Raw genomic sequence first — 14,847 nt, 5'->3', positions numbered from 1 at the left:
TTCATTGACTTTCCCTCTGCCGCACCTTATACTTAAAAGTAATGACTTAAGAAACGAGGGAAATATTCTATGTCAAAATCTTCAGCCAAACTGATGACCGAAGGCTCCATCTGGAAGCGTATCGTTGCTTTTGCGATCCCGCTTTTCTGGGGAAACCTTTTTCAGCAGCTATATAACACCGCCGACTCTCTGATCGTTGGAAATTTTCTTGGAAGCTCTGCACTTGCCGCTGTCAGCTCTTCCGGTAATCTGATCTTTCTTATGGTCGGTCTTTTTAATGGAATCGCCATCGGATCCGGTGTCATCGTCGCCAAATATTACGGTGCCAGAGACATTCCGAATCTGCAGAAGTCCATCCATACAACCGTTGGCTTCGGACTGATCTGCGGCGTGATCCTTACCATTGTCGGTATCATTGCCGCACCACAGATCCTGGTGCTTATGGGAACACCGGAGGCGGTACTTCCAAACTCGATTACTTATTTCCGGATCTACTTTACCGGCTCACTTGCCTTTGTCATGTACAACTTCTTTGTCGGCATTCTGCAGTCCGTCGGTGACAGTACCCATCCTCTGATCTACTTAATCGTTTCTTCGGTAACGAATATCATTCTTGACCTTGTACTGATCGCAGGTCTTGGATTTGGAGTAGGTGCTGCCGCTTTTGCAACTGTCATTTCACAGTTTTTAAGTGCTATCCTCTGTATGGTGCAGCTGCTTCACAGTCCGGAGGAGTTTCGGCTTCATCTGAACCGGATCAATCTGGATTCCTATATGCTCCGCCAGATCATTTCTTATGGTCTGCCCGCAGGACTCCAGAACTCGATCATTTCTCTGGCAAATGTATTCGTCCAGGCAAATATCAACCAGTTTGGGGAAATGGCGGTTGCCGGATGTGGTTCTTATATGAAGATCCAGGGATTTGGATTCCTTCCGATCACCTGTTTTGCACTGGCACTTACTACTTTTATCAGTCAGAATCTGGGAGCAAAAGAATATGAGCGTGCTAAAAAGGGCGCTGTATTCGGTGTGATCTGTTCCCTTACGATCTCTGAGCTGCTCGGTATCTGCGTGCATTTTACCGCTCCACAGCTTCTATCTGCTTTCAGTTCCACCGCAGAGGTTATCCGCTACGGAACCATGCAGGCTCATACGGATACCTTTTTCTACTTCCTGCTTGCTTTTTCACACTGTATGGCAGGAATCATGCGCGGAGCCGGTAAATCCACAGTCCCGATGTATGTTATGCTGGTATGCTGGTGTCTGATCCGCGTTTCTTATATCGTGATCATTTTAAAATTCATCCCGTCCATTCAGATGATCTTCTGGGCTTACCCGATGACCTGGGCGCTCAGTTCCATTGCTTTTCTGATTTATTTCCTAAAGTCAGACTGGATACACGGACTGGAAAGATAAATTCCACAAATTTATACTCGACTCATCGTATACAAAAAACCATTACAGGATCTGATGAAATCACATCTCTCCTGCAATGGTTTTCTTTTATCCTAACCCACATACAGTTTTTCACTGCTGTATCCGTTTTATTTCCATTATTTATCCATTTATATTTCCATTTCGCCAAGAATACGGAAATGTTTCCTGTCTACTTCGATCATCCTATCTTTCTGCATCTTCCCAAGCTCATTTGACATCGCGGACCTGTCTACATTCAGATAATCTGCAAGCTGCTGCCGGTTGAACGGGATGTCAAATTCTTTCTTTCCGTTTTCCATAGCCTGATAAGACAAATACGACAGCAGTCTTCCCCGGATCGATTTTGATGAAATATGAAAAATCCGTTTCGACAGACGGAGATTCTTCTCTGCGGAAAGCTTCAGCAGATTTTCAATTAACGTATGATGAAACACACACGAATTGGAACAGACTTTCAGTATCCTTCCCACATCAAGAAACAAAATTCTTGCCTCTTCTGCCGCAACTACATTGACCATCAGCTTCTGCCCCGGAATTGCTGCATATGTTTCTGCAAAAATCTCACCTCTTCCAGCCCGATCCAGAATGCTGTGATTCCCCCAGATATCATCATTCTCAATGAACACGCTGCCGGCAAGAACCACGCCCATCGAAGTAACCTCATCCCCGGCATGGTAAATGATTTCATCTTTTTTATAAGTCTTTTCTACCGGATTCAGACAGTTCAGCATCTGTCTGGCGTCCTCCTTCGTGACGCCCCGGAAAATTGCTGCCTCCTCAAATATGCCCATTTTCTGCTACTCCTCAATTCTCAATGCATTTCTGTCCGCTTTTTAACCAAATCAAACAGCAAAACAAATTACGAATATCCACCTGACTTTATTTCCCAAAGTTATTTTTTTCGTTTCTTTCTCTGATATATTCTGCTTAGTCCATCCTCTGTCTCCTTTTGCAATCTTGTTTTTATAGCCTTTTTCGTCTTAGTATGTGCCCGGATTGCTCCATTATTATATAATTCATACTTTTGATGCTTACATCATTTTACTATATTTTTGCAAAATCGACAAATCTGTACTGTTTATCTTTGCCAGATAAAACAACATTCTCTATAGACATTCATTCAATAAGATTTTTAAACTCAATCGTTTCCAACCTATACAAAAAACGGAGAACAAGATTTTTCAAAGTTGTACATGACTTGAACAATCCCGTTCTCCGGTTAATATCTTATGATTTCCTGTTCCCTGACATAACCTCACATTTGTCAGATTCTGCGTCTATTCTATAAACATCGCATCCCCAAAGCTGAAGAATCGATATCTCTCTTTAACTGCTTCTTCATATGCCGCAAGCACATGCTCTCTTCCGGCAAGCGCACTTACCAGCATGATCAGCGTTGACTCCGGTAAATGGAAGTTCGTGATCAGGCAGTCCAGTACCTTGAATTTATAGCCCGGATATATGAAAATCTCTGTCCATCCACTGCACTCTTTTAACTTTCCGTTTTCATCAGCCGCAGATTCTACGGTCCGGCAGCTTGTCGTTCCGACGCAGATCACTCGGTGTCCGCTCTCTTTTGCACGGTTGATCTTTTCTGCCTCAGATGCCTCGATCCGGTAGAATTCCGAATGCATATGGTGATCCAGAATATCATCCGCTTTTACCGGACGGAAAGTTCCAAGTCCGACATGAAGCGTTACATGCGCAATCTCCACACCTTCTGCTTTGATTTCTTCCAGAAGCTCCGGTGTAAAATGCAGTCCTGCCGTCGGAGCAGCCGCAGATCCGGAATGCTTTGCATACACAGTCTGGTAACGATTCTTGTCCTCCAGCTGGTGGGTGATGTAAGGCGGAAGCGGCATCTGTCCAAGCTGATCCAGAATCTCTTCAAAAATTCCTTCGTATTCAAAATGGATCAGACGGTTTCCTTCCTCTACAACCTCCAGAACTTCCCCTTTCAGAAGACCGTCCCCGAAGCTGACTCTTGCTCCGGGTTTCATCTTCTTTCCTGGTTTTACAAGTGTTTCCCAGACATCATTTCCTTTTCGTTTTAAAAGAAGAACTTCGACTTTTCCGCCGGTTCCTTCTTTTTCACCGATCAGTCTTGCCGGGATAACCTTGGTATCATTGATCACAAGGCAGTCTCCCGGTTTGAGATAATCTTTGATCTCACGGAAAATGTGATGACTGGTTGCACCGGTTTTTTTATCAAGAACAAGCAGTCTGGAACTGGATCTGTCTTCAAGCGGATCCTGCGCGATCAGCTCTTCCGGTAAATCAAAATAAAAATCCTGTCGTTTCATTCTTTTGACCTCTTTTCGCCTACTTACGAAGCTCGATACCCATTTCCTCCAGTGCCTTTAAGATACGGTTCATAGCAGCTGAAATGTCAGCTTCTTCCAGAGTCTTATCTTTTGCACGGAATGTGATAGAGTAAGCAACAGACTTGAAGCCTGCCTTGATCTGAGCGCCTTCATAGATATCGAACAGCTTATAGCTTTCCAGATAAGCGCCACCCTTGTTCTCGATCACTTCTTCAACCTGTCCTACCAGGATGGATTTTGGCATTACCATACTGATATCACGGCTGACTGCCGGGTATTTTGCAATTCCTTCGTATTTTCTTTCAAATGTTGCAAGCTCTGTGATCTGTGGCATATCAATGACAGCAACGTATGCTCTTTCACCGATTCCATAGATATCAGCAACTTCCGGATGAACCTCACCCATGTATCCGACAACCTTTCCATCGTAAACGATGTTTGCCTGACGTCCCGGATGAAGGAAGTTCTTTCCTGCATTTGGATCATAAGTTTCTTTCTTATGAAGTCCGACTTTTTCAAAGAACTCTTCTACAACACCTTTCATACTGAAGAAGTCTCCATCTCCGTACATTCCAAGTGTAAACTGCATTCTTTCGTCCGGCAGTTCTGTCAGTGGAAGTGCCTTTGGAAGGTAAATATTTCCAAGCTCGTACAGACGGACATTTTTATTTCTTCTGTTGTAGTTTGTTGCAAGAGATGTCAGCATACCATTCAGGGATGTTGTACGCATGACACTGTAATCTTCTCCAAGCGGGTTCATGATCTGGATTGCCTGACGCATCGGATCATCCTTGTCGAGGAGGAGCTTGTCAAATACCTTCGGGCTTTCAAATGAATAAGTCATTCCCTGGCTGAATCCACAGAATTCTGCAATATTTCTTGCTACTTCTTCCACACGAAGCTTGAAAGAAAGCTTACCAGTTGTAGCTTCACCTGTAGGCAGTGTAGTCGGGATATTATCATATCCGTAGAATCTTGCTACTTCTTCCGCAAGATCGGCGATACGGAATAAGTCATGACGGAAGGTTGGTGCGATCACTTCTTTTGCTTCTGCATCATATTCCAGGTCGATCTTTTCAAAATATTTGATCATATCTTCTTCCGGGATGTCTGTTCCGAGAAGTGCATTGATCTTGTCGGCATCAAATGGTACACGTACAGGTTCTTTTTTCTTGCTGTATACATCAACCATTCCTCCGACAACTTCACCGGCTCCCATTTCTTCGATCAGCTGGCAGGCACGGTTGATTGCATCCTCTGCATTATTCGGATCCAGTCCCTTTTCAAATTTACCGGATGCATCGGTACGAAGTCCGACTTTCTTACTGGATTTTCGGATGTTGGTTCCATCGAAGCATGCAGCTTCAAATAACATGGTCTGTACATTGTCAGTGATCATAGAATTTTCGCCACCCATGATTCCGGCAATACCTACCGCTTTTTCGCCATCACAGATCATCAGAACAGAATCATCCATTTCTCTTTCCTGACCATCCAGTGTTACGAATTTTTCTCCTTTATGGGCATTGCGGACGATGATCTGATGACCTGCGATGGTATCCAGATCATAAGCATGCATTGGCTGTCCGTATTCTTCCATTACATAGTTTGTGATATCAACAAGGTTGTTGATCGGACGGATTCCTACGGAAGAAAGTCTTCTCTGCATCCATTTCGGTGAAGGTCCGATCTTGATATTTTTTACGACTCTTGCACAGTAACGTGGGCAAAGGTCTGTATTTTCTACTTTTACTTTGATGTAATCATTGACATCTTCATCATTTCCGGTTGATGTTACAACCGGTGGCTTGAATTCTTTGTGGAATGTAGCTGCAACTTCTCTTGCGATACCAACCACGCTGAAGCAGTCTACACGGTTGGAGGTGATCTCGTATTCAAATACGACATCATCCAGTCCGAGTGCCTTTACTGCACTTTCTCCGACAACTGCGTCATCATCAAAAATGTAGATTCCATATTCCGGTGCTTCCGGGTACATATTTCTGTCTGAACCAAGTTCTTCGATGGAACACATCATTCCGTAGCTGTCGACTCCACGAAGTTTTCCTTTTTTGATCTTGATTCCGCCTTCTACTCTCTGTCCAGGCTCATGTCCGCCCGCAACGCGTCCGCCATCCAGAACAACCGGTACCTTGTCTCCTTCTTTTACGTTCGGAGCACCTGTAACAATCTGTACGGTCTCTGTTCCTACATTTACCTGACAGATGATCAGTTTATCTGCGTCCGGATGTTTCTCAATTTTCTCAATCTGTCCTACTACGATCTTATCCAGATCAGCATCCAGCTTTGTAAAACCTTCTACCTTTGTTCCGGAAAGAGTCATTGCATCTGTATATTCCTGCGCTGTTACGTCAAGTTCCGGAACATACGCTTTAATCCATGATAATGAAGTATCCATTTTATATCTCCTTCTGATTTGTTTATAAATTTCCCTTATTCAGACTCCAAAATCCAGCAGCTCTCCGCGCTGCTCTTTGATTTTGTCATACCGTTCGCACATGAAAGTAAATACTCGCTTCGCTCGTGCTTCCTTTTTATTCTGACTCCAAAATCCAGCATCTTTCGATGCTGCCGCAGCTCTCCGCGCTGCTCTTTGATTTTGTCGTACCGTTCGCACATGAAAGTAAATACTCGCTTCGCTCGTGCTTCCTTTCATTGTGTGCTCACTAGAATTGCTTTAAGAATCTGATATCGTTCTCGTAGAGGAGGCGCATATCGTCGATCTCGTATTTGAGAAGGGCGATCCTTTCAAGTCCTACTCCGAATGCAAATCCAGTGTATTCTTCCGGATCGATTCCGCACATTTCGAGTACGTGTGGGTGAACCATACCACAGCCGAGGATTTCAATCCATCCTGATCCTTTACAGAAACGGCAGCCTTTTCCGCCGCACTTGAAGCATGATACGTCTACTTCTGCACTTGGCTCTGTGAATGGGAAATGATGCGGACGGAATTTTGTCTTGGTATCCGGTCCGAAAAGTTCTTTTGCAAATACTTCCAGAGTTCCCTTTAAGTCAGCAAAGGAAATATTTTTATCGATTACCAGTCCTTCGATCTGATGGAAGGATGGTGAATGAGTTGCATCCACTTCGTCAGAACGGAATACTCGTCCCGGTGCGATCATACGGATCGGGAGCTTGCCCTGTTCCATCACACGTGCCTGAACCGGTGATGTCTGGGTACGAAGCACGATGTCTTTGTTGATATAGAATGTATCCTGTTCATCTTTTGCCGGATGATCTGCAGGAATATTCAGTTTTTCAAAGTTGTAAAGGTCATATTCTACTTCCGGTCCTTCCACAACTTCGTATCCCATACCGATGAAGATACGCTCTACTTCTTCCAGAGCGATCGTATTCGGATGACGATGACCTACTGTATTTTTCTTGGAAGGAAGTGTTACGTCAATAACTTCCTGTTTTAATTTTTCTTCACGGATTGCAGCATCCATTTTCTTCTTTGTCTCATCAAGAAGTTCTTCGATAGCAGCTCTTGTCTCATTCACAAGCTGTCCTACCTTCGGACGTTCTTCCGGAGCTACATCTTTCATTCCTTTTAATACGGCTGTCAGTTCTCCTTTTTTACCAAGGAATTTGACACGTACATCATTTAATTTCTCCGGTACATCAGAAGCCTGGATCTGCTTAATAGCTTCCTGTTTGATGCTCTCAAGTCTTTCTTTCATGATATCCTCCTTAAAACTTGTTTTGGCTATTCATTTGCGACTATAACAGGAAATAAAATTTCCTGTGGAAGAAAAAAGAATGTGCCTTGGCACATTCTGGCACCTGCGGCGGTCGCTTGTGACATCTTCCTTATACGCCGCAGTACACATCCTCGCGGAGCGTTTTTATACATTAGGAAAGAACACTTTCCTAATATATAAAAAAAATCGCCCCTAAAAAGGGACGAGATAAATCGCGGTACCACCCTGTTTCCTGCTATTTGAATAACAGGCACTCGGACTGCGTAACGTGCAGGGACGTCGTTTTCTACTTTATTTTCAAAAACGCAGCTCACGTGGGAAATTCGTTTCCTGCCTGAACCGGGGAGAACTTACAGCCGGGGATTCTCCTTCTCTGTCGGAAAACAGTTCACTACTTACACGGTCATTGCTTTTATGATATGTCATATACTTAATTATTGTAACATATGATTTTTTTATGTCAAGCGGTTTTATCTGATAGATTCACCGTTTATCTACGCAAAATCATATTCCGGAACCTGGATGCTGCTTTTTGCAGAACTAATCCTTTTCCAGGATATCCCGCTTTGCATCTACCCAGATACAGTTAATAAGCCCTCCCAGCAGCATCACATACATACAGAAATACAGCCACAGCATCACAAGAATGATCGCCGTCATACTTCCGTACAGACCGGAAAATCCTTTGAAGATTGTCAGATACATTGAAAAAACAAACGAGATCACCAGCCATCCCAGAGAACAGAAAATAGATCCCAGAATCAAATCCCGGAACGGAAGCTTCCGGTTCGGCAAAAAGTGATATACCAGAAGCGAAATTCCAGTCATAACAACAAATGAAATCACCGTTCTCAAACGCATGATCATATCCGTCGTCTCCGCAAGAAACGGAATTTTGTGATATATAAAAATACTGATATTATTACCAAACACAGAAAGTACCAGAGCCATCACAATTGCTGCAATGAACAGGATCGTATAGATGGATGCCCGGATTCTTAAAAATACATAATTTCGTGTCTCACGAAGCTCATATGCACAGTTCAGTCCTGTACTAACCGCAAGTACTCCTTTACCTGCTGACCACAGTGCTACAATCGCAGTGATCGGAATGACCGTCTTCGACTGGTTATATACTTCATTTACAATGCCAACCATAAAATCCTGCATATTTGTCTCCGGAAACAAATTTACCACAGCAGTCATAACATCTGCTTTTGTCACCGGAGTATATTGTATGATAGCAAGAAGCAGCAAAATAATCGGGATCATACTCAGCACAAAAAAATAAGCAGACTGGGCCGCGTATGCTCCCACATGCTTTTGTGACACCTGCCCTGTAATTTCCCGAATCTTGTTTATCGTTTTCATCATATAATAACTCCATTTATCTTATCGGCAGTTTCATTTTTCAAAATAGTTTATCACATTTTCACTTCTTTGAAAACCCAAAAAAACAGTTGCTCTCGCAACTGTCCTTTATCTTTTGTAGTCCCCCGAAATGCCGTTTTCCGTTTTTTGACTCCTAGCACTCCGCTAGGTGGGCGACCGCATCTGCTTTTCTGCCTTCCCCTGCGCAATGAGGGCCTGACATATTACAGAGATATAAGAATCCCGTTTAAAGTATTGTAGGTTCAAAAATACGGAAGTCTCGAACATTCCAGGTTTTCTAAAGCCTATTATAGACCATCAGCCGTGTTTTTTCAACTGTTAATCGTTGAAGATATTTACTTTTTTTACCAGAAATTAAAATACGTTTAACGTACCCATTTCCCGCTTTTTCCACCGGACTTTTCAAGCAGATGGATTTCTCTGATCTCCATTCCCCGGTCAACCGCCTTGCACATATCATAGATTGTAAGAAGAGCGGTATTTACCCCGGTCAGTGCTTCCATTTCCACACCGGTCCTGCCAGTACATGCCGTATGGCAGATTGCCCGGATCCCATGCTCTTCTTCCAGATATTCAAAATCAATCTCGACTTTGGTAAGGTTTAACAGATGGCACAGCGGAATCAGTTCTGCTGTCTTTTTTGCACCCATAATCCCGGCAATTCTTGCTACGCCAAGAACATCTCCTTTTTTCATGCTGCCTTCCTTTACTTTCTGAAAGCATTCTTCCGACATGCGGATCACCCCTGATGCAAGTGCTTCTCTTTTTGTCTCAGCCTTTTCCCCCACATCTACCATCACTGCATTACCATCTTCGTTAAAATGTGTAAATCCACTCATGATTTTTAACCTCTTTATTTTCTGGCACATTCGCCTTCTGTTCCCCGGAGAATTCCAAGCCCATGTCCAAGTTCAGGAAGCAGAAACTCCAGTGCTTCCTGTACTGCTTTGGGACTTCCCGGGAGATTGATGATCAGCGTTTTTTTTCGGATACCTGATACAGCTCTGCTGAACATAGCACGCTTTGTAATCGTCATCGAATAATTCCGGATTGCCTCTGCTATTCCGTTTGCCATCCGGTCACAGACATTTACCGTCGCCTCCGGTGTCCGGTCCCGCTCGGAGAATCCTGTTCCTCCGGTGGTAAAGATCACATTAAGCTGTCTCTGATCAGCCAGTCTGATCAGCTCTTTTTCCAGTTTTTTCTGCTCATCCGGTAATAAAATCGTTTCTTTAATATCATATCCGACATCTTTCAACATTTCGATAATCATGGGTCCGCTTTTGTCTTCTCGTTCTCCGGCAGCCCCTTTATCACTTAAAGTAATAACTGCCGCTGAAAATGGACGGTCACTTTTCACCTGTTCCATGACAACTTCATCTCCTACCTTGATATGACCTCCGGTGACGACTTCTGCAAAAACGCCCTCTCTTGGCATAATGCAGTCACCCATTCTCTTATAAATCTGACAATGACTGTGGCATTCTTTTCCAATCTGTGTCATCTCAAGTACCACATCTCCGATATGAAATCTTGTTCCAACCGGAAGTGCGCGAAAATCAAATCCCTCCACGATCAGATTTTCACCAAATGCACCATACGCAACTTCTGCCCCTTTTGCACGAAATTCCTGAATCTTTTCATCGGAAAGCAGACTGATCTGACGATGCCATTTTCCACCGTGCGCATCTCCTTCAATCCCCCAGTCCATTTTGACCATGGCTTCACGAACCTCATGTTTTTCGGTTCCTCTCTTTTCACTGATGCAGATTCCCTTCAGTCTTCCCATTTTTATGTTTATCCTCCGATCTGTGACATATTTTTCTGTTCTGTAATAAAATTCTGCTCCTCAAAATGATGCATCTTCGGTTTTCCACGGATCGCCTGTTCGAGACATTTCCGGATTTCTTCTTCCGATCCGTGTCTTGCTGCCTCAAAAACGGAGATAGTATCTGCATAGCACAGACACGCTTTTAACTTTCCGGTTGATGTCATCCGAATCCGGTTACATCTGTCACAGAATTTTCCATGCAATGCACTGATCAGACCGATTTTTCCCTGAAAACCAGGCAGTTGATAATACACAGCAGGTCCGTTCCCAAACCGTCCCTCTAACGGATAAAACTCTCCTTCTATCCCATAAGCTTCTTTCAGTTTTCCAAGCACCCAGGCACCGGAAATGCCATTCTCTGCTCTTCCTTGTCCAATCGGCATCAATTCAATAAAACGGACATCCAGCTTGTTCTTTTTCGCCAACTCTGCCAGACTTTTCCATTCCTCATCATTGACTCCTTTTTGCAGGACCGTGTTGATCTTTACCCGGATCTCGCTTTTTTCTGCCATGAAAATGGATTTTCTGACTCTTTCCAGTTCATCTGCCCCGGTAATCTCCTGATATTTTTCTGGAATCAGTGTATCCAGACTGATATTCACCGCATCCAGCCCCGCTGCAAGAAGATCTTCCAGATTCTCACCCAGAAGAACCCCATTTGTCGTCATTGTTACTTCTTCTGTGCCCGGAATCTGCCGGATCATCCGGATCAGATCTGCGCATCCTTTTCTGACCAAAGGCTCCCCTCCGGTAATCTTAAACCTGGTAATCCCGATCCGGACAGCCTCCCTGCAGATTCGTTCAATCTCCTCATAAGTCAGGATTTCTGACATAGGAATCCACTTTGCGCCATCCGGCATGCAGTACCTGCATCGCAGATTACAGCGGTCTGTGATTGAAATTCTCATATATTCAATTGTTCGTCCATAAGAATCTCTCACAGCCTTTTCCATCCTTTCTTAATTCCAGAGTGGTTCCAGTAACACCTCGATCGTACCGCCGCAGACCATGCCTTCTTCCTCCGCATCATCTCCGGTCATATCCACATATTCTGTCTTTAGTCCTGTATTATTTTCATGCATCATGACTCTCGCTTTTCTTAAAACCTCTGCCTCCATACAGCCGCCTCCAATGGTTCCAACACAGCTGCCGTCTTCCAGGATCAGCATCTTGGATCCCACATTTCTTGGTGCCGAACCCTTTCTTGTAATGATCGTTGCAAGCATCTTCTTTCCCGGATGAACGATATCCAGGATTGCTTCCAGCAAGTCTTCCGGATAACCGCAGACTCTCTTGTTCTGATTCTTTACTTCGATGATTTCCGCCATGATCGCCACACCGATCTCCTCCGGTGTCTCAGCACCGATGTTCAGACCAATCGGACTTTTTATCTCGCCGATTACTTCCTGACTGCATCCTTTTTCAATCAGATTCTGCTTTACCATCGCACTTCTTCGCCGGCTTCCGATCATTCCGATATAAGCATGTTCCTTCCCAACGATCTTCTCCAGACAAACCTGATCATATCTGTGACCTCTGGTCAGTACAACAAAATACGTATCCTTGTCTCCTTCGATCTGATCCAGGGCATCTTCAAACGGCTGGCAGATCACTTCCGTTGCCCCCGCATTTCTGGCATGATCGGCAAACTGCGGACGATCTTCAAGAACCGTGACCTTCCATCCAAGCATAATCCCGATTTTGATCACCGGCACCGATACGTGACCACCGCCACAAATGACCAGATGCTCCTGCCCTCCAATTATATCACAAAACACCTGCTGCTCTCTGATTTCATAAAGTCCACATTTTTTCAAGTCACCTGCTTCTGAAAAATGTGCTGAAAAGAAACCATTTTCTTTACTTTCCCAGATTATTTTTTTCTCTGCCAAAATTGCTTTTTCTCCTGCTGCGGATCCTTTTACCACTGTCAAAAGAACGTAATCCCCCTGCTTTGGTAAATCTTTTAATATCTCAAATACATTTTCCATCAAATCTCATCTACCCTACTACATATTTATTCAGTCTGTCAAATGCTTCTTTTAATACGGTTCCATCCTGAAACGGATCGGAATCTTCCGGCATTTCATCTCTCGCATGACATTTTCTTTTATCCCCATCACATTTTCTCTGCCATGCAATACTTTTATTGTAACAAATTTTTCCGCCAAATGAAATAAGAAGGTGCAGCTCTTTTTGTCTGCACCTTCCCTTTTCCTTTATTTTGTGATCTGATTTTAAAAATACTTTGCATTCAGCTTTTTGACTGTCCATGCAAACCATACCAGTACTGCAAGTACCAGCACTAACATCACCCAGAATAATTTTCCTGTACTCTGCACATAAGTATTATACAGATCTTCTGCGCCGTACAAGATCAGCACTACCGCAAGCACAAGAAGCTTCGGTCCTGCTGCTGCCCTGTATGCTTCCTTATCCTTACACTTCTTTATATTCGTATCTTTTGGTACAAGAATTGATGTATTGATGATTCCTTTGAATTTAAGCTGAAACCATGCATACAGGCTATACAATCCCGCCCCAATACCAATGATCCCGAAAATTCCTTCCATTCCGTTCATTCTTTTGTCTTCTCCTGTCTATTTTACGCTAAGAATATTCTTAACGGTCTGCTCCATCTGATCCACATCACATTCCGTATTGTGACGGATCTCGGCATTCATGATCTCTTTGATGGCATTCGGAAGCTCTGTACCGGATACTTTCTGAAGCTCCTCGATCAGTTTGAAATCATCCTGTCCTTTATACTTCGGATCAATCGCTGACATAACGCTTCCTGCAAATTTGTATGGACTTGCTGTGGATGCGATTACTGTCTTTCTGTCATCTTTACTGTCTTCTCTGTAAGCTTTATACACCGTTGCAGCTACCGCCGTATGGGTATCCATTACATAACCGGTATCTTCGTATATATCATGGATTGTCTTTGCGACCTGCTCTTCTGTCGCATATCCTGCCGCAAAATCAGCCAGGTTTGCTTTCATCTCACCTGTAATCGCGTAACTTCCCTTTGTCTTCAGCTCAGTCATAAGATCCGTATCTTTTCTTGCATCTTCTCCTGAGATCTTGTAGATCAGACGCTCTAAGTTGCTGGAGATCAGAATATCCATGGACGGAGATGTTGTAAGAACAAATTCACGGTTACGGTCATAAGTTCCTGTCTGGAAGAAGTCATAGAGAACTTTGTTCTCATTGGATGCACAGATCAGCTTTGCAATCGGGATTCCCATATTCTTTGCGTAGTATGCAGCCAGAATATTCCCAAAGTTACCGGTCGGTACAACTACATTGATCTCTTCATCTTCCGCAATCTCTTCATTCTGAAGAAGCTTCGCATAAGCATATACATAATATACAACCTGCGGAACCAGACGCCCGATATTGATGGAGTTGGCAGATGAGAACTGGTAGCCTGCTTCATTTAACTCTTTTTCCAGCTCTTTGTTCTCGAACATCGCCTTCACACCGCTCTGTGCGTTGTCAAAATTACCGTGGATCGCAACAACAGAAGTATTGTCTCCTTTCTGTGTTACCATCTGCAGCTCCTGTACGCGGCTGACTCCGTTCTTCGGATAGAATACGATGATCTTGGTTCCTTCTACATCTGCAAATCCTGCAAGTGCAGCTTTTCCTGTATCCCCGGATGTTGCAGTCAGAATGACGATCTCATTCTTCACCTGATTCTTCTTTGCAGAAGTAGTCAGAAGGTGCGGAAGAATGGAAAGTGCCATATCTTTGAATGCGATCGTTGCTCCGTGGAACAGTTCCAGATAATAAGCATCCTCCACCTTCGCAAGCGGTGCAATCTCTTCGGTATCAAACTTACTGTCGTAAGCCTTTGCGATACAGCTCTTCAGCTCTTCTTCTGTAAAGTCTGTCAGGAATTCCTTCATAACTGTATATGCGATTTCCTGATAGGTCATCTCTTTGAGCTCACCAAGCGACACCGGAAGCTTCGGAATCGAAACCGGTACAAATAATCCGCCGTCATCTGCCAGCCCTTTTAAGATTGCCTGGGAAGCTGTTACTGTCTTTTCTGCATCTCTTGTACTCTTATAAAGTAAATTCATGGTTCTCCACCCTTCTTATTCTTTCTGATTCACTTCAGCAATCT

General features: G+C 43.8%; 14 protein-coding genes, 1 other RNA gene and 1 other annotated feature. Of the genes, 1 reads left to right on the top strand and 14 read right to left on the bottom strand.

Annotated features, from left to right (window positions below):
- Nucleotides 1-69: 69 nt before the first annotated feature.
- Nucleotides 70-1,416, top strand: coding sequence for an MATE family efflux transporter (locus AB5213_RS04050; RefSeq protein WP_055261338.1), 1,347 nt, complete (start codon nucleotides 70-72; stop codon nucleotides 1,414-1,416).
- A gap of 149 nt (nucleotides 1,417-1,565) precedes the next feature.
- On the opposite strand, the gene AB5213_RS04045 is transcribed toward AB5213_RS04050, so the two are convergent.
- The 14 genes from AB5213_RS04045 to thrC form a co-directional block, all read right to left on the bottom strand.
- A complete protein-coding gene (locus AB5213_RS04045; protein ID WP_195479150.1) occupies nucleotides 1,566-2,228 on the bottom strand; it encodes a Crp/Fnr family transcriptional regulator in 663 nt (220 codons plus the stop codon).
- A 486-nt stretch (nucleotides 2,229-2,714) separates the two neighbouring features.
- Nucleotides 2,715-3,740: a tRNA preQ1(34) S-adenosylmethionine ribosyltransferase-isomerase QueA gene (gene queA, locus AB5213_RS04040; protein WP_008371840.1), complete on the bottom strand. Its 1,026-nt coding sequence runs from the start codon at nucleotides 3,738-3,740 to the stop codon at nucleotides 2,715-2,717.
- A 19-nt stretch (nucleotides 3,741-3,759) separates the two neighbouring features.
- Nucleotides 3,760-6,180, bottom strand: a complete 2,421-nt coding sequence (gene pheT, locus AB5213_RS04035) for a phenylalanine--tRNA ligase subunit beta (RefSeq protein WP_173686707.1) — start codon at nucleotides 6,178-6,180, stop codon at nucleotides 3,760-3,762.
- A 39-nt stretch (nucleotides 6,181-6,219) separates the two neighbouring features.
- Nucleotides 6,220-6,399 carry a hypothetical protein gene (locus AB5213_RS04030; protein ID WP_207718591.1) on the bottom strand — a complete coding sequence of 60 codons (180 nt, stop codon included), beginning with the start codon at nucleotides 6,397-6,399 and terminating at the stop codon, nucleotides 6,220-6,222.
- Nucleotides 6,400-6,448: 49 nt separating this feature from the next.
- Nucleotides 6,449-7,468: a phenylalanine--tRNA ligase subunit alpha gene (gene pheS / locus AB5213_RS04025; RefSeq protein WP_008371846.1), complete on the bottom strand. Its 1,020-nt coding sequence runs from the start codon at nucleotides 7,466-7,468 to the stop codon at nucleotides 6,449-6,451.
- A 216-nt stretch (nucleotides 7,469-7,684) separates the two neighbouring features.
- Nucleotides 7,685-7,905: a binding site (T-box leader), on the bottom strand.
- Nucleotides 7,906-8,029: 124 nt separating this feature from the next.
- Nucleotides 8,030-8,863 (bottom strand): YihY/virulence factor BrkB family protein, encoded by an 834-nt coding sequence (locus tag AB5213_RS04020; RefSeq protein WP_082421134.1) that lies wholly within the window; start codon nucleotides 8,861-8,863, stop codon nucleotides 8,030-8,032.
- A 115-nt stretch (nucleotides 8,864-8,978) separates the two neighbouring features.
- A non-coding RNA gene (ssrS, locus tag AB5213_RS04015) (6S RNA) lies at nucleotides 8,979-9,159 on the bottom strand.
- An 87-nt stretch (nucleotides 9,160-9,246) separates the two neighbouring features.
- Nucleotides 9,247-9,720 carry a cyclic pyranopterin monophosphate synthase MoaC gene (moaC, locus tag AB5213_RS04010; RefSeq protein ID WP_055246514.1) on the bottom strand — a complete coding sequence of 158 codons (474 nt, stop codon included), beginning with the start codon at nucleotides 9,718-9,720 and terminating at the stop codon, nucleotides 9,247-9,249.
- A 14-nt stretch (nucleotides 9,721-9,734) separates the two neighbouring features.
- Entirely contained in the window at nucleotides 9,735-10,670 is a 936-nt protein-coding gene (locus tag AB5213_RS04005) for a molybdopterin-binding protein (protein WP_368276367.1), read from the bottom strand.
- Nucleotides 10,671-10,678: 8 nt separating this feature from the next.
- Complete coding sequence (moaA, locus tag AB5213_RS04000) at nucleotides 10,679-11,653, bottom strand: GTP 3',8-cyclase MoaA (RefSeq protein WP_044998967.1); 975 nt, start codon at nucleotides 11,651-11,653, stop codon at nucleotides 10,679-10,681.
- An 18-nt stretch (nucleotides 11,654-11,671) separates the two neighbouring features.
- On the bottom strand, nucleotides 11,672-12,703 hold the full coding sequence (locus tag AB5213_RS03995) for an XdhC family protein (RefSeq protein WP_368276366.1): 1,032 nt from the start codon (nucleotides 12,701-12,703) through the stop codon (nucleotides 11,672-11,674).
- A gap of 10 nt (nucleotides 12,704-12,713) precedes the next feature.
- The gene (locus AB5213_RS03990; protein ID WP_055246508.1) at nucleotides 12,714-12,986 is read right to left on the bottom strand and encodes a hypothetical protein; all 273 of its coding nucleotides are present in this window, start codon (nucleotides 12,984-12,986) and stop codon (nucleotides 12,714-12,716) included.
- Nucleotides 12,950-13,294, bottom strand: a complete 345-nt coding sequence (locus AB5213_RS03985) for a hypothetical protein (RefSeq protein WP_022220753.1) — start codon at nucleotides 13,292-13,294, stop codon at nucleotides 12,950-12,952. The genes AB5213_RS03990 and AB5213_RS03985 overlap by 37 nt, the downstream gene beginning before the upstream one ends.
- A gap of 18 nt (nucleotides 13,295-13,312) precedes the next feature.
- The gene (gene thrC / locus AB5213_RS03980) at nucleotides 13,313-14,803 is read right to left on the bottom strand and encodes a threonine synthase (RefSeq protein WP_055157399.1); all 1,491 of its coding nucleotides are present in this window, start codon (nucleotides 14,801-14,803) and stop codon (nucleotides 13,313-13,315) included.
- Nucleotides 14,804-14,847: the final 44 nt, after the last annotated feature.

It is taken from the genome of Coprococcus sp. RTP21204st1_G4_RTP21204_210225, assembly GCF_040915385.1.
Taxonomy (GTDB): Bacteria; Bacillota; Clostridia; order Lachnospirales; family Lachnospiraceae; genus Allocoprococcus; species Allocoprococcus comes.
Note: the sequence above shows the minus strand (reverse complement) of the source record. Positions and strands in the feature narration are given on the sequence as shown.

Excerpts from the sequence above, each read along its gene's own strand:
- AB5213_RS04050 (WP_055261338.1), top strand. The coding sequence starts at position 70 with ATGTCAAAATCTTCAGCCAAACTGATGACCGAAGGCTCCATCTGGAAG.
- AB5213_RS04045 (WP_195479150.1), bottom strand. The coding sequence starts at position 2,228 with ATGGGCATATTTGAGGAGGCAGCAATTTTCCGGGGCGTCACGAAGGAG.
- queA (WP_008371840.1), bottom strand. The coding sequence starts at position 3,740 with ATGAAACGACAGGATTTTTATTTTGATTTACCGGAAGAGCTGATCGCG.
- pheT (WP_173686707.1), bottom strand. The coding sequence starts at position 6,180 with ATGGATACTTCATTATCATGGATTAAAGCGTATGTTCCGGAACTTGAC.
- pheS (WP_008371846.1), bottom strand. The coding sequence starts at position 7,468 with ATGAAAGAAAGACTTGAGAGCATCAAACAGGAAGCTATTAAGCAGATC.
- AB5213_RS04020 (WP_082421134.1), bottom strand. The coding sequence starts at position 8,863 with ATGATGAAAACGATAAACAAGATTCGGGAAATTACAGGGCAGGTGTCA.
- moaC (WP_055246514.1), bottom strand. The coding sequence starts at position 9,720 with ATGAGTGGATTTACACATTTTAACGAAGATGGTAATGCAGTGATGGTA.
- AB5213_RS04005 (WP_368276367.1), bottom strand. The coding sequence starts at position 10,670 with ATGGGAAGACTGAAGGGAATCTGCATCAGTGAAAAGAGAGGAACCGAA.
- AB5213_RS03995 (WP_368276366.1), bottom strand. The coding sequence starts at position 12,703 with ATGGAAAATGTATTTGAGATATTAAAAGATTTACCAAAGCAGGGGGAT.
- AB5213_RS03990 (WP_055246508.1), bottom strand. The coding sequence starts at position 12,986 with ATGGACAGTCAAAAAGCTGAATGCAAAGTATTTTTAAAATCAGATCAC.
- AB5213_RS03985 (WP_022220753.1), bottom strand. The coding sequence starts at position 13,294 with ATGAACGGAATGGAAGGAATTTTCGGGATCATTGGTATTGGGGCGGGA.
- thrC (WP_055157399.1), bottom strand. The coding sequence starts at position 14,803 with ATGAATTTACTTTATAAGAGTACAAGAGATGCAGAAAAGACAGTAACA.